Below are 22,681 nucleotides of genomic sequence, written 5' to 3'. Positions count from 1 at the left end.
CTGGAAGCCCGGTAACGGGTGTAGGTGACTGGTACTAATCGGCCGAGGACTTACCAACAAAGAAGCTACGCGTCCACTGTGCAGTATCTGAAACAACACACGACACCGTGTTCACGGGTTCGGAGTGGGAGTTTCAGGGCTGTGCCCTGTGAATATCTCACACGCTCAACGGTTTTCAGGGTCAGCCCTGCGAACCTGCGACCGGGTGGGGTTTTGAGGGGCGAAGCCCCTGAACAACTCTCCCTGGTGAACCTGGGACACGGAGTGTGACAGTTTCATAGAGTTACGGCGGCCATAGCGGCAGGGAAACGCCCGGTCCCATTCCGAACCCGGAAGCTAAGCCTGCCAGCGCCGATGGTACTGCACTCGACAGGGTGTGGGAGAGTAGGACACCGCCGGAACATCCTTCACGAAAGCCCCCCAGCTCACGCTGGGGGGCTTTCGTCGTTTCCGGACCACCCGCTACACCGACCCACCCCGCGCTACGGCGAAATCCGCACCCTCTCTCGGGATCCGCACCCATTGCGGGGATCCAGAGTCAGTGCGGATCTCGAAAGGCAGTGCGGCTGCGCTATTGCAGGGTCTGTGCGGCGGCGAAAATCCGCACTCTTTCTCGGGATCCGCACCCACTACGGGGGCCAGAGTCAGTGCGGATCCCGAGAGAGAGTGCGGCTGAGGCGATTGCTGGCGGGCTGGGCAGCGGTGAACCGCGGCTCGGCTACTTTTGGAGGGGGCGGCGGGCTCCGAGTTCGGCGGTCTCGGCTGCTGCGCGACCGTCATCCCAACCGTTCGCATTGGGGATGGAGACACCGCGATTCCGTACTTCCGGGAACAGCGAATCGAATGCCTTGTCCACCTGCAGCTGACGGGAAGCGAGCACCGGCAACAACCGCGCGGAATCCTCTGATTTGGCGATAGTGCTCTCGTTCGCCGCCGCCAGCCGTTCACCGATTCGCGTGGCATAGGCGATGAGGAACGACTTCCGGTACGAACGACTCCGCGAGTCGGCGCTGCGCTCAGCCTGATTACCGCTGGCGATCATTGCCCTGGTCGCCTGGACGAGCAACGAGGTCGTCAACAGCTCTACGACATCCAGATCATTCTCGTCACCGACGACCGTCATGAACCCCCAGGCCGACGAGAAGATCGCCCGGCAGCGATTGGCTTTGGTGACCACGTCGACCAACAACGCCTTGGCATCGACGTACGGCGTATCCAGCCAAATCCGGCGGGCACCAGGCAGATCCGGCACTGAAGTGTCCGCGTCGACCAGCACACGGTCCACCGCGTACTTGGTCATCAACTCCTGCGCCTTCGCCGACAGCGTCTCGGCCTCCTCCGGAAACGACGTCGACTCGGCTTTCGCCAGCAACCCCCGCACCCGGCTCAATATCTTCTCGTCCACATGGTGGTGACCCGCGGCACTCGGTCGCGCGGTCCCGGGTAGCGGCCGGATGAGTTCTAACTTCGGCAGCCGGATCAACAGAGCCAACGCCTCGACCACGGTGGTGAGCGCTTCCTCGGCGGTCAGCAGGTGCTTCGCCGCCCATTGACCGAGGTGCGCCGCCGACTCGGACCACCACACCACAGCATCGAGCTCCTCGAGCTGCGCACGCCATGTCTCGTCTACCGACGCGGGCGCGAACGGGCGCATGTACGCGGCGATCACGTCGGTCAGCAGCGCCACCGCGTACTCGTCGAGGTGCCGCCGCGCGGCCTGGTGCACATCTTCGGGCAGCCAACCGTACTGAAAGATCCGCGAAATGATGTGCTGTTCCGCAAGGTGCGCACCCTGCTCCACCTGCGGGGTCAGTGGACCGCGACCGACCAGCGCTGTCGCGCAACGCCTTGCGGCGACTGAAGCGCCCTGTGCGGACTCCATCGCAGCAGCCATCACCGCATTGGCGATCTGCTCCGAGTCTGCCGGCGAGTTGGCGGCGGACCGCTGTTGCGCAGACCAGAAGGGTGAAGTGCCGGATGGGCCGCCTTCCGCGCGGCGACCCGTACGCCGCCGGCGATTCTCCTTGCCCATGCTGGCCGCTCCTCGTCGCAGTGCTCCGGTGCCGATGTCTTGCAACGATAGGCAATCCAGGGGCAACGATATCGCTCGGGTGCGACTGCTCCGACCGCCTGTAGTCCGTGCGCGCGAGAAAGTGAATCCTGGGCGCTGGCCGGTCGCCGAGTGCATGGGCACGGATCGTGTCGAACGCTGATCGACAGCGCCCTCAGATAACGCCAGAGAGCTCAGCGATGTATCTTTCCCGTAAGAGCCGCCGTCAACTGTTGCGCGGCATCGAGGGTTGCCGAAATATATTCGTCCCGTTCAGGTTTGGCTACCTCCGCGCGAAGCGGGCCGAGCTGGACCTCGTAGGCGGCGGTACCTGTGGCATCGAAGACCGGGGCTGCCAGATAGCTCAATGCTAGCGCGTCATCGGAGTCCAATTCACTTCTGGTGAACGGCCGCGACGTGAGCGCGGCGAGCTGGCGCAGGGCACGCGTACGCAGATGTGGTTGCAGCAGTTCGGATCCGACGGCGCCGAGTAGATCGGCCAGCAGGTCGACCACGCCTGCGTCATCGGCGCGCGGTCGGAAGACGGCGACCCCGCGCTCCCGGACGACGGCGAGCAGCGTGCTCGCCGTGCGCCGGTCCGCGTCTGCGGCGGTCGCTGTCCACGCGTTCTGTTCGCTCGCGGAACGCCACGGCATCACGCTCGCCCCGGCCGGGAATTGCAGTGGTATGCGATGCCCGACCGGGATGCCGGGGACAACGCGGTCGGTGCCGTGCCGGACGTCGAGTACGGTCAGGCGATCGGGTTCGATGCGACTGAATGTCGCGCCCGATCCGGTTCGTTCGGCAAGTTCCGCGAGCACTGTGCCGACACCGGAGGGGAGTGCGGCGCCGTGCAGGCCGGCCAGGGCAGGGCCGATCGCGTAGCCGCGATGCGGATCTCGGCCGACCCAACCGGCCGCATCGAGCTCGGTCAGGATTGCGGTCGCCGTGGCGCGGGCGATATCGAGGCGTTCGGCGATCCCGGCGACGCTGATCGGCTCGGTCGACGTCGCGAGCAGCGAAACGATGTCGATGACGCGGCGCGTCGGCGGTGACGCTGAGCGGTCCGGCATGACGGAACCTCTTGTTCTGCTCGGGTGGGCGACCTACGATGTGTCGAATATTAGAGCATTAGTCGTCGAATATTCGACACCTGGCCGATGGGGATCGGTGGGAGTCGGCTACGGCGCGGATGGAGCGCGAATGATTCTGGATCGATTCCGCATAGACGGGCAGGTCGCCGTGGTGACCGGCGCGGGGCGCGGCCTGGGCGCCGCGATCGCGGTGGCCTTCGCGGAGGCAGGCGCGGACGTCGTCATCGCCGCGCGGACCAAGAGCCAGTTGGACGAGGTAGCCGAAAAGGTGACCGCGGCAGGCCGCCGGGCGCATGTGGTCCCGGCGGACCTGAGCGATATCGAGGCGACCGCGGCACTGGCCGGGATCGCGGTGGAGCGCTTCGGCAGGTTGGACATCGTGGTCAACAATGTCGGCGGCGCGATGCCGTGCCCCCTGCTCGACACCACTCCGCAGGCTCTGGTGGACGCGTTCAACTTCAACGTCACCAACGCGCACGCACTCGTCCGCGCCGCGGTACCGCACATCCTCGAAACTGCCGGCGGCGGTTCGATTCTCAACATCACCTCGACCATGGGCCGGTTGCCCGGCCGCGCGTTCGCCGCCTACGGCACCGCCAAAGCCGCGCTGGCGCACTACACCAAACTCGCCGCCCTGGACCTGAACCCGCGCATCCGGGTGAATGCCATTGCCCCCGGCTCGATCCTGACCTCCGCGCTGGAGATCGTCGCGAGCAACGACGCGATGCGTACCGAACTGGAAACCAAGACACCGCTGCACCGCCTGGGTGAGCCAGAGGACATCGCTGCGGCCGCGCTCTACCTGGTCTCCCCGGCGGGCAAATACCTCACCGGCAAGGTGCTCGAACCGGACGGCGGCCTGATCGCCCCCAACCTCGACCTCCCGATCGGGGACCTGTGACATGACGTATCGCGTAGTGCAGTGGGGCACCGGCAATGTCGGCAAGCACGCCCTGGCAGGCGTCATCGCCAATCCCGACCTCGAGCTCACCGGTGTCTGGGTATCGGGCCCGGCCAAGAACGGTTTCGACGCGGGAACCCTTGCGGGGCTGGATCATCCGGTAGGCGTCACCGCATCGATGGATACCGACGCGATCCTCGCGGCCCGACCCGACTGTGTCGTCTACTGCTCGATGACCGACAACCGCCTGATGGAGGCCCTCGCCGACCTGCGGCGGATCCTCAGCGCCGGAATCAATGTCGTCGCGTGCGCCCCGGTGTTCTTCCAATACCCTTACGGCGTCTTACCCGACGATCTACTGAAGCCGGTGCAAGAGGCTGCGGCACAAGGCAGTGCGTCGCTGTGGGTGAACGGCATCGATCCCGGTTTCGCCAATGACCTACTGCCACTGGCACTCGCGGGCACCTGCCTGCGCATCGATCAGCTGCGCTGCATCGAGATCGTGGACTACGCCAGCTACGACAATCGCGAAGTCATGTTCGACATCATGGGTTTCGGCAAACCACTGGAAGACATCCCGATGCTGCTCCAGCCCGGTGTCCTGTCGCTCGCCTGGGGCGGCACCGTCCGCCAGCTCGCCGCGGGCATCGGCGTCACCCTGGACGCGGTCACCGAGACCTACCAGCGGATTCCGGCCGACCACTCCTTCGATATCGCCACCGGTCACATCGCCGAGGGCACCGCGGCCGCCTTGCGTTTCGAGGTGCGCGGTATGGTCGGCGACGAGCCCGTCACAGTCCTGGAGCACGTCACCCGGCTGCACCCGGACCTGTGCCCGGACTGGCCGCAACCGGCCCATCACGAGGGCTCGTATCGGGTCGAGATCACCGGCGAACCCAGCTACGCAATGGATCTGGTCACCTCGAGCAGCAACGGTGACCACAACCACGCCACCCTGCTCGCCACCGCCATGCGCATCGTCAACGCGATCCCCGCCGTGGTCCGAGCGCCCGCCGGCATCCTGACCGCCTTGGACCTGCCGCTGATCACGAATCCCGCACAGCGGTAACCCTATTCACGCGGGCGATACCGCTCGAGCAGGCGCACATGCCCCGGCTCGAGCTCCTCGACCGACCCGACGCCGAGCAGCTTCATGGTCCGCACGATCTGCGTACGAAGAATGTCGATCATGCGGTCCACGCCCGCCTCGCCGCCGGCCATCAACCCGTACAGGTACGCCCGGCCGACGAGGGTGAACCGCGCGCCGTGCGCGAGGGCGGCGACGATATCGGCGCCGTGCATGATGCCGGTGTCGAGGTGGACTTCCAGGTCGTCGCCCACCTCGCGCACCACCGCGGGCAGCAGGTGCAGCGGTACCGGCGCGCGATCCAGTTGCCGCCCACCATGATTCGACAGGATGATGCCGTCGACGCCGAGCCCGGCCAGGCGCTTGGCATCATCGACGGTCTGCACGCCCTTCACCAGCAGCTTGCCCGGCCATCGCGCCCTGATCCAGGCCAGATCGTCGAAGCCGACCGTCGGGTCGAACATGGCATCGAGCAGCTCGGCGACTGTCCCCGACCAGCGGTCCAGCGAAGCGAAGGCCAACGGTTCGGTGGTCAGGAAGTCCCACCACCACCATGGCCTGCGCAAGGCGTCGACGGCGCCGCTCAGCGTGATCGACGGCGGCACTGTCATGCCGTTGCGGACATCGCGCAACCTGGCCCCCGCCACCGGCACGTCGACCGTAACGACGAGGGTGTCGAATCCGGCCCGTGCGGCGCGCTCGACCAGCGCCAGCGACCGGTCGCGATCGGTCCACATGTAGAGCTGAAACCAATTGCGCGCGTCAGGTCCGGTGCCCGCGGCGACATCCTCGATGGCGGTGGTCCCCATGGTGGACAGCGTGAACGGTATGCCCGCGCGTTCAGCGGCGCGCGCCCCCGCCAGCTCGCCGGCCGTGTGCATCATCCTGGTGAACCCGGTGGGCGCGATACCGAAGGGCAGTGCCGCCGTCTTGCCGAGTACCTGGACCGTGGTGTCGGCGCTGCTGACGTCGCGCAGGATCGCGGGCCGGAACTCGATGTCGGAGAAGGCTTCCCGGGCGCGGGCGAGGCTGATCTCCGCATCGGCGGCGCCGTCGGTGTAATCGAACGCGACCTTGGGAGTGCGTTTACGGGCCAGCTCGCGCAGGTCCCAGATCGTCTGTGCGCGAGCCAGTTTGCGCTCCCGGCCACCGAACGGGCGCTCGAACTTGACCAGCGGTGCGAGGTCTCGCGGTCGGGGCACCCGGCGCGCGGTCATCGGCGCGCCCCAGCGACCTGCGCCGCCGCCCGCAGGCGTAGCGAATGCATGCCGCCGTCGACCTCCAGCATCGTCGCGGTGATGGACGCCGCCGCCGGTCCGGCCAGATACGCCACCGCACTCGCGACTTCCGCGGCGGTGACGAGCCGCCCGTGCGGTTGACGTGCTTGCAGCGCGGCCATTTCCGCGCCGGGATCCGCGCTGCTCGCCAAAAGCCGCTGCACCCAGGGCGTGTCGACGGTCCCCGGATTGACGCAGTTCACTCGGATGCCGTCGCGTAGGTGGTCGGCGGCCATCGCGCGGGTCAGCGACAGAATCGCCCCTTTGCTCGCGCTGTAGACGGCGCGATCCGGCAGTCCGGTGGTGGCCGCGATCGAGCAAATGTTCACGATCGCGGCGGCCGGTGACCGGCGCAGGTGGGGGAGCGCGGCGCGGGAAACGCGCACCGTGCCCAGGACGTTGACCTCGAACACACGGCGCCATTCGTCGTCGGTGTGGTCGGCGATGGTGCCCTGTGCGCCGATGCCCGCATTGTTGACGAGGATGTCGAGCCGGCCGTAGGTGTCGATGACGCCCGCGATGGCACTGCGGACCGATTCGTCATCGGCGACATCGCAGCGCAGGGCGATCCCCGGGGTGTTGCCAGGGTGCAGATCGAGCACCGCCACCCGCGCGCCCGCCGCCGCCAAGGTCTCGGTGACGGCCATTCCGATGCCGGACGCACCACCGGTGACCACTGCTACCAGCCCGTCGAACGTGCTTTGTACCGACATACCGCCCACCTTCTCACCTCGGTTCCGGTGCGATAGCTCGACCCGGACAGATCCGATGTTTAACACTGGCGAACATAACACCGATCGCGGGCGTTCGCGCGAGATTGCTACTGCGCAACCAGGATTGACGTATTTTCCATCTCCCATTGCGTCGACAGACATCCGATGTATAGTCGTGATCCAGATCACTATCTGGAACGAGGATCACCCATGGCGCACCTCACGGCGCTGGACACGTTAGACGTCCGGTTCCCGACCTCGCGCGAGCTGGACGGCTCGGACGCGATGAACCCCGACCCCGATTATTCGGCGGCCTACGTGATCCTGCGCACCGACGATCCGGCGGGCCCGCAGGGCCACGGCTTCGCGTTCACCATCGGCCGCGGCAACGAGGTCCAGTGCGTTGCCATTCAATCGTTGGCGCACTTGGTGGTCGGGCGATCGGTGGCCGAAATCGCCGGGAACCTCGGAGGATTCGCCCGATCCCTCACCGCGGATTCCCAGCTGCGCTGGCTCGGTCCCGAAAAGGGCGTCATGCACATGGCGGTCGGTGCGGTGATCAACGCCGCCTGGGATCTCGCAGCGAAGCTCGCCGGAAAACCGGTGTGGCAGTTGGTCGCCGAGATGTCCCCCGAGGAGATTGTCGACCTCATCGACTTCCGCTATCTCACCGATGCGCTCACCCCCGCCGAGGCGCTCGAGATCCTGCGTCGCGCCGAACCGGGCAGGCAGGAGCGCATTGCTCGGTTACTCGACACCGGGTACCCGGCATACACGACCTCGCCGGGCTGGCTCGGCTACTCCGACGAGAAGCTGTCCCGGCTGGCCAGGCAGGCGGTGGCCGACGGTTTCGGCACCATCAAGATCAAGGTCGGCCGCGATGTGGACGAGGACGTGCGCCGGGTCAAGGTCGCAAGGGAGGCGATCGGACCCGACATCGGACTGGCGGTAGACGCGAACCAGCGCTGGGACGTCGACGTCGCGGTGGACTGGATCTCCCGGTTGGCGTCGGCGAACCCGGCCTGGATCGAGGAGCCGACCAGCCCGGACGACATCCTCGGCCACGCCGCGATCCGCCGCCGCGTCGCGCCGGTGCGCATCTCGACCGGCGAGCACGGCCAGAACCGGATCCTGTTCAAGCAGCTGTTGCAGGCAGGCGCGGTCGATCTCGTGCAGATCGACGCGGCCAGGGTCGCCGGTGTCAACGAGAACCTGGCAATCCTGTTGCTGGCGGCCAAGTTCGGTGTGCCGGTGGTGCCGCACGCGGGCGGCGTCGGACTCTGTGAGCTGGTCCAGCATCTCGCGATGATCGACTATCTGGCGATCACCGGCACCACCGAGGACCGCGCGATCGAGTTCGTGGACCATCTGCACGAGCATTTCCGCCATCCCGCGCGCGTGGTCGGCGGCCGCTATCTAGCACCGCGTGAGCCCGGTTTCAGCGCCGAGATGCTGCCCGCGTCGCTGCGCGACTACACCTATCCGTCCGGCGCCGCGTGGCAGGCGGATCCGCAAGCCCGCTCGTTCCAACCGCAGGAGAACTCATGAAGACCGCCAGCATCATCGGCGTAGCCCTCGGCGCGACGCTGATCATTTCCTCGGGCGCCGCCTGTTCCAGGGAGCCCACCGGTACCGGTGACAGCATGCCTGCCGTCACCGTCGGCACCGGCGCGGACAACGGCGTCCTCGTCGGTGCCGATCAACCCCGCTCGGACTCCGACTTCTGGAGTGCCTACGCGGGTTATCTCGGACCGAAAGCCGCTGCCGCAGGGGTGAAGCTGGAGAACACCTCCTCCGACAACGATGCCAACCGGCTCAAGTCGAACGTCGACACCCTGCTGTCCAAAAACGTGAAAGCGCTCATCATGGCCCCGCAGGACACCGCCGCGGTCAAGCCCGCCCTCGCTGCGGCAGCCGCGAAGAATGTGCCGGTGGTCAGCGTGGACACCCGGCCCGACAGCGGCGGGGTGTACATGGTGGTGCGGGCGGACAACCGCGCCTACGGCACCAAGTCATGTATCTACCTCGGCGAAACCTTGAAGGGCACTGGCAAAGTCGTCGAATTTCAGGGTGACCTGAGTTCGATCAACGGCCGCGATCGGTCGGAAGCGTTCGCCGAGTGCATGAAAACGCGGTATCCCGGCATCAAGGTGATCGAGATCCCGACCGACTGGAAGGGTGATCGGGCCGTCTCGGGCCTCCAGGACAAACTGCTCACCGATCCAGACATCAACGGCATCTACATGCAGGCGGGCGGCGTGTTCCTGCAGTCGACGCTGGCCTTGCTGCGGCGCAGCGACAAACTGGTGAAAGCCGGTACGCCGGGCCACATCACGATCGTGTCCAACGACGGCATCAAGGCCGAGCTGGACGCCATCGAAGCCGGCGAGATCGACGCGACCATTTCCCAGCCCGCCGACCTGTACGCGCAATACGCGACCTTCTACGCCAAGGCCGCCGTCGACGGCCGCAAGTTCACCCCGGGACCCACCGACCACGGGTCCACGATCATCGACACCGGCGTCGGCGGGACCCTGGAAGATCAGCTACCCGCCCCGGTGGTCACCCGAACCGGCGGCAAGGTAGGCGAACTCGACACGCTGAGTACCTCCGCGCCCGGCCTGTGGGGTCACGGCGGATGACCGGCGAACCGATCGCCGAGGCGATCGACGTGTCGAAACGCTTCGGCCGCAATGTGATTGCGCTCGACAAGGTAGGGCTCCGGGTGGCGGCGGGCCGGACCCACGCGCTGGTCGGCCGCAACGGTGCCGGGAAATCGACCCTGGTGTCGATATTGACCGGACTCACCACGCCCGACGCGGGGGAGGTGCGGTTCAACGGAGTTCCGGCGCCCGCGCCGGCCGACCGGGACGCGTGGCGCTCCCGGGTGGCCTGCGTGTATCAGAAGTCGACCATCATCCCCGACCTGTCGGTGGCGGAGAACCTGTTCGTCAACAGTCAGGCGTTCGGCGGCCGGATCATCAACTGGCGCACAGTACGTGGCCGGGCGCGCGAACTGCTCGACACCTGGTCGGTGCCGGTCGATGTCGACACCGTCGCCCGCGATCTGTCCGTCGAGCATCGGCAGCTGGTGGAGATCGCGCGTTCCCTCTCGCACGGCGCGCGTTTCATCATCCTGGACGAGCCGACCGCCCAGCTCGACGGGCCCGCGATCAAACGGTTGTTCAGCAGGATCACCGACCTGCAGGAGCAGGGCGTCACCTTCCTGTTCATCTCCCATCACCTCGACGAGACGTACGAAATCTGCCAGGACCTCACCGTTTTCCGGGATGCCAGGCATGTGGTGACCGCGCCGGTCGCCGAGCTCGGCAAGAAGGCGCTCATCGCGGCGATGACCGGCGATTCGGTCGAACTCGCGACACCGGTCGCGCGGCGCGATCCCGAGGCAGCGGCGACACCGACGCTGCGGGTCGAAGGGCTTTCGCGGGCAGGTGAATTCGCCGACGTGACGTTGTCGGTCAAGCCGGGGGAGATCGCCGGTCTCGCGGGTGGCGGCAGCAGCGGCCGGATCGAGGTCGCCGAAACCATTGTCGGACTGCGTAAGGCGGCCACCGGGGCCATTCTTGTCTGCGGTAATCGGCTGCGCCGCAACGGAGTGCACGCCGCACTCGACGCCGGCATCGGCTTCGTGCCGCGAGACCGGCACGAGGAGGGGCTGATCCCGGAGATGAGCGTCGCCGACAACGCCACGCTGACCGTGCCACGCCGAGTGGGGCGCCTCGGGCTGCTGTCCCGGCGCACCCGGAACACGGTGGCGGGCAAGGCCATCGATGACCTCGGCATCAAGACCGAGGGTCCGGACCAGAGCGTCGCCGAGCTGTCGGGCGGCAACCAGCAGAAGGTGGTCTTCGCTCGTGCGCTGGCCATCGACCCCGCTGTGCTGGTGTTGATCACGCCGACGGCGGGGGTCGACGTGCGGTCGAAGGAGACCCTGCGCGGTGTCGTGCGCGACGCCGCCGACCGCGGCACCGCCGTCCTGGTGGTGTCGGACGAACTCGACGATCTGCGCGACTGCGACCGGGTACTGGTGATGGTGCAGGGCCGGATCGCGCGGGAATTCGAGAAAGGCTGGGGCGACAAAGAACTCGTCGCCGCGATGGAAGGACTGTCATGACCCCGATCGCTACCGGGCGCGAACCCGCGACCAGCGAGCCCACCGCGACCCGGCGGTGGCCGGGGACGGTGCGCTGGGGTGCGCTACGCGACTTCCTGCTCGTGCCGCCGATCCTGCTGGTGCTGGTGGTCGGCTACTTCATCAACACCAACTTCGTCTCCTCGGCCAACCTCACCAATGTGCTGACCGCGATGAGCGGTATCGCGCTCATCGTGCTGGCCGAGGTACTGGTGCTGGTGGTCGGCCGGATGGACCTGTCGCTCGAATCGACCTTCGGGCTCGCCCCCGGCGTCGCCATCTGGGCGACCATGGGCACCGCGAAAGTGGGCGCCTACACCTGGACCTCGCCGTGGATGGCCATTCCGATCGCGCTGCTCGTCGGTCTCGCCGTCGGCGCCCTCAACGGTGTGCTGATCGTCCGGTTCGGCTTGAACGGCTTCATCGTGACCCTGGCGATGCTCATCGCCCTGCGCGGGCTGCTCACCTTCCTCACCGAGGGCTTTACGCTGACCAAGATTCCGCCGTCGGTCGAATGGCTCGGCAACACCGACGTACTGGGCGTGCCGGTGGACGTGGCGGTCTGTCTGGCCTTGTTTGCCCTCGGCTATTTCGTCCTCACCTATACGACGGCCGGGCGTGCCCTCTATGCCGTCGGCGGTAACGAGGCCGCCGCGCGTGCCGCCGGTATCCGCACCGATTACGTCGTCATCGCCGTGCTGGTCGTCGCGGGCGGGCTCGCCGCGGTCGGCGGGCTCATCTACTCGGGGCAGTTCGCCAGCGTGCAGGTCAGCCAGGGTGACGGGATGATCTTCCAGGTGTTCGCCGCCTGCGTGATCGGCGGGGTGGCGCTCAACGGCGGGCGTGGTTCGGTGCTCGGCGCGTTCTTCGGTGTGCTGATCCTGACGCTCATCCAGAAGCTGCTGTCCTACGGCGGCGTCAGCGCCGACTCGCTCAAGTTCATCAACGGCGCGCTGATCCTGGTGGCCCTGGTCATCACTCGCATCGCCAGCGGACGACGGCAGGAGTAAGCGTGCGAATTGCGTTGCACACCAAGCTGATACCCGGTGCCGAGGCGGCATACGAGGCGGCCCACCGGGCGGTGCCCGCCGAACTCGTCGCGGCTATCAAGGAGGCCGGGGCTACCTCCTGGACGATCTGGCGTAGCGGCACCGACCTGTTCCACGTGATCGACTGTGCCGCCTACGATCTGCTGCTCAGCCGGTTGGCAGAGCTACCCGTCAACGTGGCGTGGCAGGCTCGGATCAACGAGTACCTCGAAGGGACGCACGACTATTCGGCGACGGGCGCCGACGCGGCGCTGCCGGTGGTGTGGGAGTTGAACCCAGCGGGTGACGCCGATGAATGACGTAGCCGACATCGTCCTCGGCGGCGCGGGCTACGCGGGTCTGTTCCGTGCGGTCACCGAGGCGGAAGCCCAGGCGGGCATCGCGGCCGCGTGGGACGCGGGCATTCGCGCCTTCGACACCGCGCCGCACTACGGCGCGGGCAGCAGCGAGGAACGTCTCGGCCGGTTCCTACGATCCCGGTCGGAGTACACGGTATCGACCAAGGTGGGACGGCTGCTCGACGAGGACCCGCTCGTGCCGGACGGTGTCGACGACTTCTACGGCGCACCGAAACGCGCACGCCGCCGCGACTATTCGGCAGCAGGCGTGCGCCGTTCACTGGAGGACTCGCTGGAGCGTCTCGGCTTGGACCGGATCGATCTGCTGCTGATCCACGACCCGGACGATCACCAGGAGCAAGCCCTTGCCGAGGCAGTGCCCGAACTGGAGCGGATGCGCGCGGCAGGGATCGTCTCCGCGATCGGCGTCGGCGTCAACGACGTGGATGTCGCACTGCGCTTCGTACGGGAAACCAGTATCGACCACGTGCTGATCGCCGGCCGGTACACATTGCTGGACCGGCGAGCCGAAGCCGAGCTACTCCCCGAGTGCGCCCGCCGGGACGTGCGCGTGCTGGTCGCCGGTGTGCTGAACAGCGGAATTCTGGCTGACCCTTGGCGCAGAACGACTTTCGACTATCGCCCCGCGCAGCAGCACATCGTCGAACGGGCACAGGCGATGGCGCGGATCTGCGCGAAATACGATGTCGCGCTGCGGGCGGCGGCATTGCAGTTCGCCCGGCGCAACCCGGCGGTCGCCGCCACCGTCATCGGCGCGGGCACCGCCGCGGAGGTCGCGGACACCATCGCGATGCTGAATACGTCAGTGCCGGACGACCTCTGGCACGAGCTGGACCGGTGCTCGTGATCGGCGGTCAGTGCTCAGCCTGCGGCGCGGCGCAGCCACTCCATGACACCCGCCACATGGGCCAGGGCCCTGGCGTGCGCGAGTTCGGGGTCGTGGGCGGCGATCGCGTCGCAGATGCCGCGGTGCTCGGCGACGGTGCGCTCGAAGGCCCGCTCCTCGGTGATGCCGCGCCAGATCCTGGCCCGCATGGTCGGCAGCGACAGCGACTCCAGCAGGGAGGCAAGCACTTTGTTGCCGGAGGCGGCGGCGATGGCGGCGTGGAATTCGAGGTCGAGCGTCACGAGCTCGGTCACCGACGACGTCTCGGGCTCGACCAGGGTACGCAGATGCGCGATCTCCTCCTCGGGCATCGCGCGGGCGGCGAGCGCGGTGGCGGCGGGTTCGAGGATGCGCCGGATGGCGAGAATGTCGAGAACCGAGTCGTCCTGGTGGAATTCGAGCAGGAAACTCATCGCGTCGAGCAGCGACTTCGGCTCCAGGCTGGCCACATAGGTGCCGTCGCCCTGCCGCACGTCCAGGATCCGGACCAGCGAGAGCGCGCGGACCGCCTCCCGCAGCGAGTTGCGCGAAACGCCGAGCTGCGCGGCGAGGTCCGCCTCGCGGGGCAGTCGCGCGCCCGGCTCCAGATCGCCCGAGATGATCATCGCCTTGATCTTCGCTATCGCGTCGTCGGTAACCGACACCTGTTTCCTTCGCCCTCGAGGATGTGAACGTATGCCTCCGATGACTGTAGACTCCCATGTTCATGTTTGGCGGATAGACGGCGGAGAATTCGGCGTCGAGTACGACTGGCTGACCGAAACATCGGATGTTTTGTACCGAAACTACGCGCTGCCGGATGTCGAGCCGGAGCTGTCGGCGCACGGGGTCGGCGCGGTCGTGCTGGTGCAGGCCGCCGATTCGCTGGCCGAGAATCGCGCGCTGCTGGCCGCCGCGACGGCAACGCCGCACCCTGCGGCCGTGGTCGGCTGGCTGCCACTGCACCGGCCCGAGGTCGTCGCCGCCGAACTGCCCGCGCTGCGTGCCCATCCGGAGTTCGTCGGCGTCCGGCACATGATCCACCGCGATCCGGACCCGAAATGGTTGCTGCGGCCCGAGGTTTCGGCGAGCCTCGCACAACTGGCCGAGGCAGGGCTCGTCTTCGATGCGGTCGCCGAACGACCTGATCTGCTCGCACAGGTGCCGGTGATCGCGCGCGCACATCCCGAACTGACCATCGTGCTGGACCATCTGGGCAAACCGCCGATCGCGACGGGTCACTGGCAGCCCTGGGCCGATCTGCTCGCCGAAGCGGCCGCGCAGCCCAATGTGGTCGCCAAGATCTCCGGTCTGGCCACGGTTTCCGGCGCTGAGATCAGCGCCGCGACGTGGCAGCCCTACGTCGACCACGCGCTCGCGGTCTTCGGTCCCGGACGACTGATGGTCGGCGGCGATTGGCCGTTCACGCTCACCGCCGCGTCGTACCGGACCGTGTGGCGCACCACGCTGGACACCCTCGCCCACCTCGCTCCCGCCGACCGCGTCCAGGTGCTGACCGAAGTCGCCTGGCGCACTTACCAACTACCGCTCGCCCCGACCTGGATGACCGAAGGAGAACCCGAATGAAGTTGCAGCGCATCGGCGAAGTGGGCGCGGAGCGGCCGATCGTCGTCGACGGCGAGCACGCCTACGACCTGCGCGCGCTTACCGGCGACATCGACGGCGACTTCCTCGCGGCGGGCGGCATCGCGGCCGTCGCCGAAGCGCTTGCGGCGGAGCGGCTTCCCCGCACCGATATCGCCGGCCAGCGCATCGGCGCCCCGATCGCGCGGCCGCAGGCGGTGTGGTGCGTCGGCATGAACTACGCCGCGCACGCCGCCGAATCGGGCTCGGCACCGCCGCAGACACCCGTCGTGTTCTTCAAAACCCCGAACACGGTGATCGGCCCCTACGACGACGTGCTGATCCCGCGTGACTCCAGCAAGACCGACTGGGAGGTGGAACTCGCGGTGGTGATCGGCCGGCGCGCCCGCTATCTCGACTCGGTCGAAGACGCACCGAATCACATTGCGGGATATACCATCTCGAACGACGTCTCCGAGCGTGCGTTCCAGCTCGAACAATCGGGCGGGCAGTGGTCGAAAGGCAAGTGCTGCGAGACCTTCAACCCGCTCGGCCCCGCGCTGGTGCCGCGCGACCGGCTCGACGCGGGCGACCTGCGCTTGCGTTCTTTCGTGAACGGCGAACCCCGCCAGGACTCCAGCACCGCCGACCTGATCTTCGGCGTCGACTATCTGGTCTGGCATCTGTCCCAGTACGCGGTGCTCGAACCCGGCGACATCATCAACACCGGAACCCCTGCGGGCGTGGCACTTTCGGGTCGTTATCCGTACCTGCGCGACGGGGACGTGGTGGAGGTCGAGATCGAGGGCATCGGCCGGGCCAGGCAGCGCTGCCGCGACGCCGTGTGGGCGTCCGCGGCAGCGCCGGTGCAAGCCTGAGGCCGCTGGTCACTCGGCGGCGAGAACCTCCAGTGCCCGGTCGACCTCCTCCGCAGTGTTGTACAGGTGGAACGCGAACCGCAGCCCGCCATTGCGCGCGGAGGTGATGACGTCGGCCTGCTCCAGGCGTCCTGCCGCATCGCCCGCACCGGGAACGCTGACGATCGGCGAACGGGTGGGCACCGATGGCAGGCCGAGCTCGGTCAGTCCGGCGCGGAAGCGATCGGCCAGCGCGAGGTTGTGCGCGTTGATTTTGTCGACCGTCAACTCCTCGATCAGCGAGAGCCCCGCACTCGCCGCGGTCACCCCGAGCCAGTCGGGCGTGGAATCGAAGCGCCGGGTGGTCTTCGGCAGCTCGACCGGGTTGTACAGCTCGGCCCACGGGTCCGCCGCCGCGTACCAGCCGGGCCCGACCGGCCGGATCGACTCCAGCGCCTCGGGTCCCGCGGCGAAGAATGACACGCTGCGCGCGCCGATCAGCCACTTGAACGTCGCGCACACCCAGTAGTCGGCGTCGGCGAAGCTCAGCGGCAGCCAGCTCGCCGCCTGCGTGGCGTCCACCAGCAGCCGGGCACCGTGCGCCCGGGTGGCGGCCCGCAGCGTCGGCAGATCGGTCATCCGACCGTCCGCCGACTGCACCACGCTCACCGCGACCAGCGCCGTCTCCGGCCGCACCTCCTCGGCCAGCCGTTCCAGCGGCACCACCCGCACCGCGAGATCACCCCGGTGTAGGAACGGCATGGTGACCGAAGCGAACTCACCCTCGGCCACCAGCACCTCGGCCCCCGGCGGCAGCGCGACCGCGATCGGCCCGATCAACTGCGAAGCGGCGCCACCGAGCGCGATGTCATCTGCGGTGGCACCCGCCAACAGACGTGCGAACCCCTCCCGCAACCTCGGCACCAAGATGTCGTTCGACATCGGACCACCCCGCCCCGCCGCCCACCGCGCGCTCGCTTCCTGGACGGCGGCCAGCGAACGCGCGGACGGCAGCCCGAACGAGGCGGTATTGAGATAGGCGACTTCGGTCGAGAACTCATCGGGCGCAAGGGAGGACATAGTAGGAGCATCCGCCGCCGCGCCACACCAGTACAGCGCCAGCACCCCGAAACTGGACCGATCTGTAGTCGAGCGCGCCGGTAGCGGGCACAGCCATCAACAGATGTTGTTTATCTCGACGGCGGGGCCGCTGTCCAGGAGTCGGGACGGTGCTTAGCCTCCCTCTTCGTGCGGTCTATACATCGAGGGTTACTCAGGACGAACATCCGGTTGCGGACAGGTCTGGCACGGCAGGTGGTGCTACTGACAGTGGGGGTCTGCACAGCTGTAGCGATCGGATCGAATGCCTCGCCCGCCCGTGCGGACGTGGTGTCCGACTATCCGATGACCGTCGGCGTCAATATCGCCGGCGACGTCTGCTCGGGCCCGGTCCGCGGCACGGTCGATGTGTACTCCCCACTGGGTGCGACGCTGAATACTGAAATCGAGTGGCGAATTCGGTCCGGGGACACCGTGTATCGCACGGGCATCGTGCCGATGCAGAACACTGTCGCGACAGTGCCGTTCGAATTGCCCGCGAACGAGCCGGCCGACGGCAACCTTACGGTGGATGCGCGATTGCGGTTGCCGGGCGGGATCGTCGGTGGCTTCGGCAAGCAGTGGGAACAACAGGTGAGCCGAGACTGCTCGCCGTTGCACGTGATCGCGATCGGGGATTCGGCCGTCTGGGGCCAGGGCCTCCAGCACGATCAGAAGTTCCCGCTGCTCACCGCCGCGCAACTCGGCGCGAAGACCGGGCGCGGTTACCAGCTGCACGACTATTCGATCTCCGGTGCGGTGATCGACGGGCAGGAGCTCCCACAAGACGATGCGGGATGCCTGAGCCAGCGGTACCGGCAAGACACCGACAATGACGGGACGATGGAGCTCGGCGAAGTCACCGATCAGATGCCGGATGTGTTCTGTCAGTTGGCGAAAGCGAATGCCAATGCCGCCGCTGACGGATACTCGGTGGATCTCGTCATCATGAACGGCGGCGTCAACGATATGGACCCGTTCTTCGGTGTGCCTGCCGGAATCACGCCCGGCAGCCAGGATCTGGCTGCGGCGGTGCGGCGCGAAATCGGCGGTGAAGGTGCCGAGGCGGTCAATCCGGCAAAGGATGTGCCGTACTTCAGCGGAGCCAAACGCGGCTACGGCGGTCGAGGAATGCGGCCCGCCATCGAAAAGGCGCACACACTGCCCGGCGGGCCGAAGGTGCTGGTGGCCAACTATTTCTACGCCATGAATGCGCAGGGCATGCCGGAGCAGGCGCAGCGGTGGGCACAGTTCGTCGGACTGTCCTCGCAGGCTTTCCGGGAAGCCGCGGACCAGGCCAATGCGAATTCACCGGACGGCCCCTACGCGGTGGCGGCCGACGGATTGTTCACCCAGGACAATGGTGTGCTCGGCTCGAATCCGAAACTGTGGGACAACCCGCTGGGTGACAACACGGTGTCACTGCGCCTTACGGCCTGTCCGATGCTGAGTCCGCTACCGCCGCAGTGCATGTCGGCGGCTATGGCGCACCCGAATGTGGCAGGCGCGCAGCAATATGCCGACAGTTTTCTGCTCAACCCGCAGCTGCGGGAATGGTTCGGGCTCGGGCAGCGACACCCGGGTCCGGGGTTCACAACGTCGGACACGTCGGGGCCGCGCGGACTCACGGCGCAAGGTGAGCGCACCATGTTCGAGGCTGATGAACCGATCGTCGTCGGCTGAACAGTGCTGGGGCGGCCGAGATCGAGGGCGGTCCCGCGGACGACAGCGGGGACCGCCCTCGGCAGTACCGTGCCCGACTACTCCTTCGGCGGATCGGCCAGCAGGCCGCTGCGCGCTTCGGCGACGCACTCGGACCAGGGACGGTCGCCGAGTTCGACGACGCCCTTGTCGCTCATGAAGGCGCTGGAGACGATGACGTCCGGCTCGAGTTGAGCGAGGGCGTCGAGGGTGGCGAGGAGGGTGTCGCGGTCGCTGTGGCCCTCGAGGTATCCGGCCCACCACTTGCCGTTCTCGCCGAGGACGAGGGTGTCGCCGGTGAAGAGGTAGCGTTTGCCGTCGATGGTCGCGAGGTAGCAGGCGCTGCCGGGGGTGTGGCCGGGAGTGGGGATCACCTCGAGGCCGGCGATCGCGGTGTGGCGGGTGTCGAAGGCGTCGTCGACGGGGGTGTCGGTGACCATGACCGCGTCGGCTTTGTGGATGTGCAGCTTCGCGTCGAATCGCGAACGGACCGTGGACAGGGACGAGGCGATCTCGTCGCGATGGCTCACGTAGTGGTGGGCGACACCGCCGAGTTCGGCCATCTTGTCGAACTCCTCGGGGAGGGTGGTGTTGTAGAACAACACATTTCCCTCCGGGGTCGTCCACAGGTAGGCATGGGTGTTCAGGCCGGGGAACGGGCTGAGGGTCTCGGTCTCCCAGAGGTTGGGGACGATCTGGTGCATGGTGTGCTCCTTCCGAATGGTGTCTCTACTGGGAAGGCGCTAGATCGGATCTCGCGGTGCTAGATCAGAGCCGCCAGCGGACCTCACGGTGCGGTTGGTATCGGCAGAACAGACCCAAGGAGACCGCGGCGCGCAGGTGTTCGGCGAGTTCGGGGTGCAGCCGATCGATCCGGCGCAGTGTGTCGCGTACCCGGGCGGAGACCGTCTTGCGAGCGCGTTCCGCGTCGTCACCGAGCCGGCGGGTGCGTCCGGCCAGTCCCGAGGTGCGGCGTAGCTCGTCGAGCAGCGCGGCGCGTTCCTGGTCGAGTTCGACAGCGCGAGCATCGTTTCCGACAGAGACGGCCCGATCGATCTCGGCGTCCAGGGTGCTGAGCCGCCGCTGATACTCGGCTTTGGCGCGATCGTCGAGCACCGGATCACCGCCGAAAGACTGTGCCGCGCGCTGGGTTCCGGTGTCGGGCGCACCGAACAGTTCAAGCGACGGGATGTCGTGTCCCGGATGCGCGAGCAGCACGTGCAGATCCCGGATTCCTTTGGCGTCGGGCAGATGAACGGTGCGATCGGCGAACCGCAGCGTCCACACCGTTCCGTCGAACCGGAACTCGTTGTCCGGCGGCGATGCCGGTGCTCGAACCGGCGGTGGCTCCCGATGCGAAATCAGCCGCAGGTGGTGCCGCGCGGCCTCCACCCACGGCTGCGCCCGCATCCGGTGTGCCGAATCCGCTGCGGCCGTGAGATGTTCGGCAGCGGCGTCGAGGTCACGGTCCGCCGCCGCCACCCGCCCGAGCCAATAGGCGTACGGGCCGTAGACCGCGCCGCCACCGGCGACGACCGCCCACCATCCGGCCAGCGGAACCAACCTGGCGCGCACCGCCGCTCGCAGATCAGCGTCATCGAGGACTAGTGCGGCGTACACCTGCGCGATCAGGATGGCCGGGTGGAAGTGCCGGGGATAGAACTCGTACAGCGCCGGAAGGTCGCCGACGCCGCGCCGAACCCGCTCGACATCACCACGCCGGGCCGCCGTGATCACGTCCACGATCGCCGTGTACTCGACCGCCATCTCGCGATAACGGTCGACGAAGGCCTCGGCTTCCGCGAGATCACCCGTGCACAGGGCCAGGGCCCAACGCTGTTCGAGCCAGAGCGGCTCCCGATCGACTTCACCGAGTCGTTCCGCGAGCGCGTACGCGTCATCGATGGCCGTGCGTGCGTCGGCGAATCGGCCGCTCACCATGGCCAGGGCACCCGTTCGCGACAATGCGATGAAACGGAAGCGCGGATGCCGGGCCCGGTCCGCCAGTGCGCCGAACGCAGCTAACTCCGTGTGTACGCGCGGGTCCCCGAGCTCCAGCAGTGCGGCGAATCGCAGCAGGCGGCCCTGTAATTCGAGCTCGTCGCGGTGCATGCGGCGGCCGACGCGGGCGAGCTCGTCGGCCAGCGCCAGCCGGTCGCCGGCGGCACCGGGCCGCCAGATCGCGTCGTGCCGGGCCAGCAGGCTCGCCGCGAGTGCGTCGTCGTCCCCGGATTCCCGTGCCAGGCGCAGTGTTTCGGCACTCGCCCGGTCGATCGCGTCGGGCCGCAGCGCGTGCCCCGTATGCACCCGCACGCGCGTCGCGGCGGCAAGCACCTGCACGGCAAGGGGATCGGTGGGCGGGCGTTCGGCCAGCAGCATCCGGTGCGCCTGGTCCATGATCTCGATCTCGCGCTGTGCCTCCCGTTCCGGATCGGGCATGCCCAGGACGTGCAGTCCGAGCGCGGCCCTGGCGAACAGCTCCGCCGCCGAGCGTGCCCTGGCGGTGGTCAGCAACGCCTCGTAGGTGTGGCGCGCGGCGGCCAGCTCGCCCGAATCACTCTGTGCCGCAGCCAAACCGAGGCCGACGGTGCCGCGCAGCTCGGCCTGGTCCTCGGGAATGCGGGTGAGCGCGTGCCGATAGTGCTCGGCGACCTCGCCCGCGGCCAGCCGACCGCACGCGTCGGCCGCCGCGTCGAGCAGATACCGCAGCGTCCGGGCATCGTCGATCGCGTCGGCGGCGTCGTAAGCATGGTGTGCCAGGTCGCTCGGGGTTGCCCCGGAGACCTCCCGTGGCAGCTGCTCGAGCGCGGCGAGGATGGCGGCGTGGCGTTTACGGGCCTCCGCCTCGCCGATCCGGGCGCGCAGTGTCTCGCGGATCAGATCGTGCACGAAGGTGAATCGCTCGCCGGACAGCGGGGTCACCAGCCTGGCGCGCACGGCGGCGGCCAATTGTTCTTGTACGACGGCGATTTCGCATCCGGTACCGGACGCCACCACCGCTGCGGCGAACTCACGCCCGACCAGGGCGGCGGTCGTCAAGATATCGATCGCGGTGGCCGGAAGCGGTGCGAGGCGCGCGTCGAGGGTCTCCCGCACACCGGGAGCCAAGGTGTCGAGCGGACTGCCCGCCTGCCACAGGCGCGCGGCCTGCTCGATCAGGAAGGGATTGCCGCCGGACAAACTGTGCAGCGTGTGCACGACCTCGTCGTCGGCGTGCGCACCCGTCACGCTGCCGACCAGCGCCGCGACCCCGTCGACCGGCAGACCGGTCAACTCGATGGTGCGCGCGGCAGTCAGCAACTCACCGAACACCTTTCGCAGTGACGCGTCGATATCGGTGTCGCGCACGGTGCCGACGATCGCCAACCGCTCGAACCACGAATGCCGGGCGACGAATGCCAGCAACCTGATCGATGCCGGGTCGGCCCGGTGCAGGTCGTCGATCACCACGAACACCGGCCGCAGCGTGCTGGCGGTGACGAGGGCCTCGGTCACCGCGTCACCGATCCGGAACAGTGACCCGGCCGCGGGGTCCGGCTGTTCCGCCTCACCGATCAGGAAGGACAGCGCGTTACCCGCCGCGTCGTCGACGGCGGCCCACTGCTCAGGGGTGGCGGCGCGCCGGAGTCCGCGCAGCACCTGCACCCACGGCCAGAATCCGGGGGTCCCGTCGCCGCTCCACGCCGTCGCGGTGAGCACCAGCACCTCGGAGTCGTCGAACTCGCCGACGACCTCGGTGACCAGCGCCGTCTTGCCGATGCCCGCTTCGCCGGACACCAGCACCAGCCCACCGTGACTGGACACCGTGCGGCGCAACGCCTCCCGCAGCAGTGCCGCCGGGTGGTCTCGGCCGATCAGCCGCGTTCCCGCCACGCACCCAGCTTAATCGCCGC

Annotated in this window: 19 protein-coding genes and 1 rRNA gene; 12 read left to right on the top strand and 8 right to left on the bottom strand. The window is 67.7% G+C overall.

The window, feature by feature from the left end; all coding sequences use genetic code 11:
• Nucleotides 1-284: 284 nt before the first annotated feature.
• Nucleotides 285-401, top strand: a 5S ribosomal RNA gene (gene rrf / locus IBX18_RS11605).
• 317 nt (nt 402-718) lie between these two features.
• On the opposite strand, the gene IBX18_RS11600 is transcribed toward rrf, so the two are convergent.
• A complete protein-coding gene (locus IBX18_RS11600; protein ID WP_194833675.1) occupies nt 719-2,032 on the bottom strand; it encodes a DUF2786 domain-containing protein in 1,314 nt (437 codons plus the stop codon).
• A gap of 212 nt (nt 2,033-2,244) precedes the next feature.
• The gene (locus IBX18_RS11595; protein ID WP_194833674.1) at nt 2,245-3,123 is read right to left on the bottom strand and encodes a helix-turn-helix domain-containing protein; all 879 of its coding nucleotides are present in this window, start codon (nt 3,121-3,123) and stop codon (nt 2,245-2,247) included.
• 130 nt (nt 3,124-3,253) lie between these two features.
• Between IBX18_RS11595 and IBX18_RS11590 the strand changes: the two genes are divergently transcribed.
• Complete coding sequence (locus tag IBX18_RS11590; RefSeq protein WP_194833673.1) at nt 3,254-4,045, top strand: SDR family oxidoreductase; 792 nt, start codon at nt 3,254-3,256, stop codon at nt 4,043-4,045.
• Between the two features lies 1 nt (nt 4,046).
• Complete coding sequence (locus tag IBX18_RS11585; protein WP_194833672.1) at nt 4,047-5,114, top strand: diacylglycerol kinase; 1,068 nt, start codon at nt 4,047-4,049, stop codon at nt 5,112-5,114.
• Nucleotides 5,115-5,116: 2 nt separating this feature from the next.
• Here the strand turns inward: IBX18_RS11585 and IBX18_RS11580 are convergent, their stop codons facing one another.
• Together IBX18_RS11580 and IBX18_RS11575 are read right to left on the bottom strand one after the other, a co-directional pair.
• A complete protein-coding gene (locus IBX18_RS11580) occupies nt 5,117-6,349 on the bottom strand; it encodes an alpha-hydroxy acid oxidase (RefSeq protein WP_194833671.1) in 1,233 nt (410 codons plus the stop codon).
• Nucleotides 6,346-7,122, bottom strand: a complete 777-nt coding sequence (locus tag IBX18_RS11575; RefSeq protein ID WP_194833670.1) for an SDR family NAD(P)-dependent oxidoreductase — start codon at nt 7,120-7,122, stop codon at nt 6,346-6,348. Before IBX18_RS11575 ends, IBX18_RS11580 begins: the two co-directional genes overlap by 4 nt.
• Before the next feature lie 210 nt (nt 7,123-7,332).
• On the opposite strand from IBX18_RS11575, the gene IBX18_RS11570 reads away from it, so the two are divergent.
• The 6 genes from IBX18_RS11570 to IBX18_RS11545 are packed head-to-tail and all read left to right on the top strand — an operon-like array spanning nt 7,333 to nt 13,530.
• Entirely contained in the window at nt 7,333-8,670 is a 1,338-nt protein-coding gene (locus IBX18_RS11570) for an L-fuconate dehydratase (RefSeq protein WP_194833669.1), read from the top strand.
• Nucleotides 8,667-9,764 (top strand): sugar ABC transporter substrate-binding protein, encoded by a 1,098-nt coding sequence (locus IBX18_RS11565; RefSeq protein ID WP_194833668.1) that lies wholly within the window; start codon nt 8,667-8,669, stop codon nt 9,762-9,764. The genes IBX18_RS11570 and IBX18_RS11565 overlap by 4 nt, the downstream gene beginning before the upstream one ends.
• Nucleotides 9,761-11,257, top strand: coding sequence for a sugar ABC transporter ATP-binding protein (locus IBX18_RS11560; protein ID WP_194833667.1), 1,497 nt, complete (start codon nt 9,761-9,763; stop codon nt 11,255-11,257). Before IBX18_RS11565 ends, IBX18_RS11560 begins: the two co-directional genes overlap by 4 nt.
• The gene (locus tag IBX18_RS11555; protein ID WP_194833666.1) at nt 11,254-12,285 is read left to right on the top strand and encodes an ABC transporter permease; all 1,032 of its coding nucleotides are present in this window, start codon (nt 11,254-11,256) and stop codon (nt 12,283-12,285) included. Before IBX18_RS11560 ends, IBX18_RS11555 begins: the two co-directional genes overlap by 4 nt.
• Nucleotides 12,286-12,287: 2 nt before the next feature.
• Nucleotides 12,288-12,623 carry an L-rhamnose mutarotase gene (locus IBX18_RS11550; RefSeq protein ID WP_194833665.1) on the top strand — a complete coding sequence of 112 codons (336 nt, stop codon included), beginning with the start codon at nt 12,288-12,290 and terminating at the stop codon, nt 12,621-12,623.
• The gene (locus tag IBX18_RS11545) at nt 12,616-13,530 is read left to right on the top strand and encodes an aldo/keto reductase (RefSeq protein WP_194833664.1); all 915 of its coding nucleotides are present in this window, start codon (nt 12,616-12,618) and stop codon (nt 13,528-13,530) included. The genes IBX18_RS11550 and IBX18_RS11545 overlap by 8 nt, the downstream gene beginning before the upstream one ends.
• Nucleotides 13,531-13,544: 14 nt before the next feature.
• Here IBX18_RS11545 and IBX18_RS11540 read toward each other — a convergent pair whose 3' ends face one another.
• Nucleotides 13,545-14,213 carry a FadR/GntR family transcriptional regulator gene (locus IBX18_RS11540; protein ID WP_107656334.1) on the bottom strand — a complete coding sequence of 223 codons (669 nt, stop codon included), beginning with the start codon at nt 14,211-14,213 and terminating at the stop codon, nt 13,545-13,547.
• Nucleotides 14,214-14,253: 40 nt separating this feature from the next.
• On the opposite strand from IBX18_RS11540, the gene IBX18_RS11535 reads away from it, so the two are divergent.
• Together IBX18_RS11535 and IBX18_RS11530 are read left to right on the top strand one after the other, a co-directional pair.
• Nucleotides 14,254-15,135, top strand: a complete 882-nt coding sequence (locus IBX18_RS11535; RefSeq protein ID WP_194833663.1) for an amidohydrolase — start codon at nt 14,254-14,256, stop codon at nt 15,133-15,135.
• Entirely contained in the window at nt 15,132-16,010 is an 879-nt protein-coding gene (locus IBX18_RS11530) for a fumarylacetoacetate hydrolase family protein (protein WP_194833662.1), read from the top strand. Before IBX18_RS11535 ends, IBX18_RS11530 begins: the two co-directional genes overlap by 4 nt.
• Before the next feature lie 9 nt (nt 16,011-16,019).
• On the opposite strand, the gene IBX18_RS11525 is transcribed toward IBX18_RS11530, so the two are convergent.
• A complete protein-coding gene (locus IBX18_RS11525) occupies nt 16,020-17,069 on the bottom strand; it encodes an aminotransferase class V-fold PLP-dependent enzyme (RefSeq protein WP_194833661.1) in 1,050 nt (349 codons plus the stop codon).
• A 234-nt stretch (nt 17,070-17,303) separates the two neighbouring features.
• Here IBX18_RS11525 and IBX18_RS11520 point away from each other — a divergent pair, with 234 nt between their 5' ends.
• Complete coding sequence (locus IBX18_RS11520) at nt 17,304-18,770, top strand: hypothetical protein (protein ID WP_228540650.1); 1,467 nt, start codon at nt 17,304-17,306, stop codon at nt 18,768-18,770.
• Nucleotides 18,771-18,847: 77 nt separating this feature from the next.
• Here the strand turns inward: IBX18_RS11520 and IBX18_RS11515 are convergent, their stop codons facing one another.
• Both IBX18_RS11515 and IBX18_RS11510 read right to left on the bottom strand, forming a co-directional pair.
• The gene (locus IBX18_RS11515) at nt 18,848-19,492 is read right to left on the bottom strand and encodes an MBL fold metallo-hydrolase (protein ID WP_194833659.1); all 645 of its coding nucleotides are present in this window, start codon (nt 19,490-19,492) and stop codon (nt 18,848-18,850) included.
• A 64-nt stretch (nt 19,493-19,556) separates the two neighbouring features.
• The gene (locus tag IBX18_RS11510; protein ID WP_194833658.1) at nt 19,557-22,661 is read right to left on the bottom strand and encodes an AAA family ATPase; all 3,105 of its coding nucleotides are present in this window, start codon (nt 22,659-22,661) and stop codon (nt 19,557-19,559) included.
• Nucleotides 22,662-22,681: the final 20 nt, after the last annotated feature.

Source organism: Nocardia sp. XZ_19_369 (assembly GCF_015355715.1).
In the GTDB taxonomy this organism is placed as follows: Bacteria; Actinomycetota; Actinomycetes; order Mycobacteriales; family Mycobacteriaceae; genus Nocardia.
Note: the sequence above shows the minus strand (reverse complement) of the source record. Positions and strands in the feature narration are given on the sequence as shown.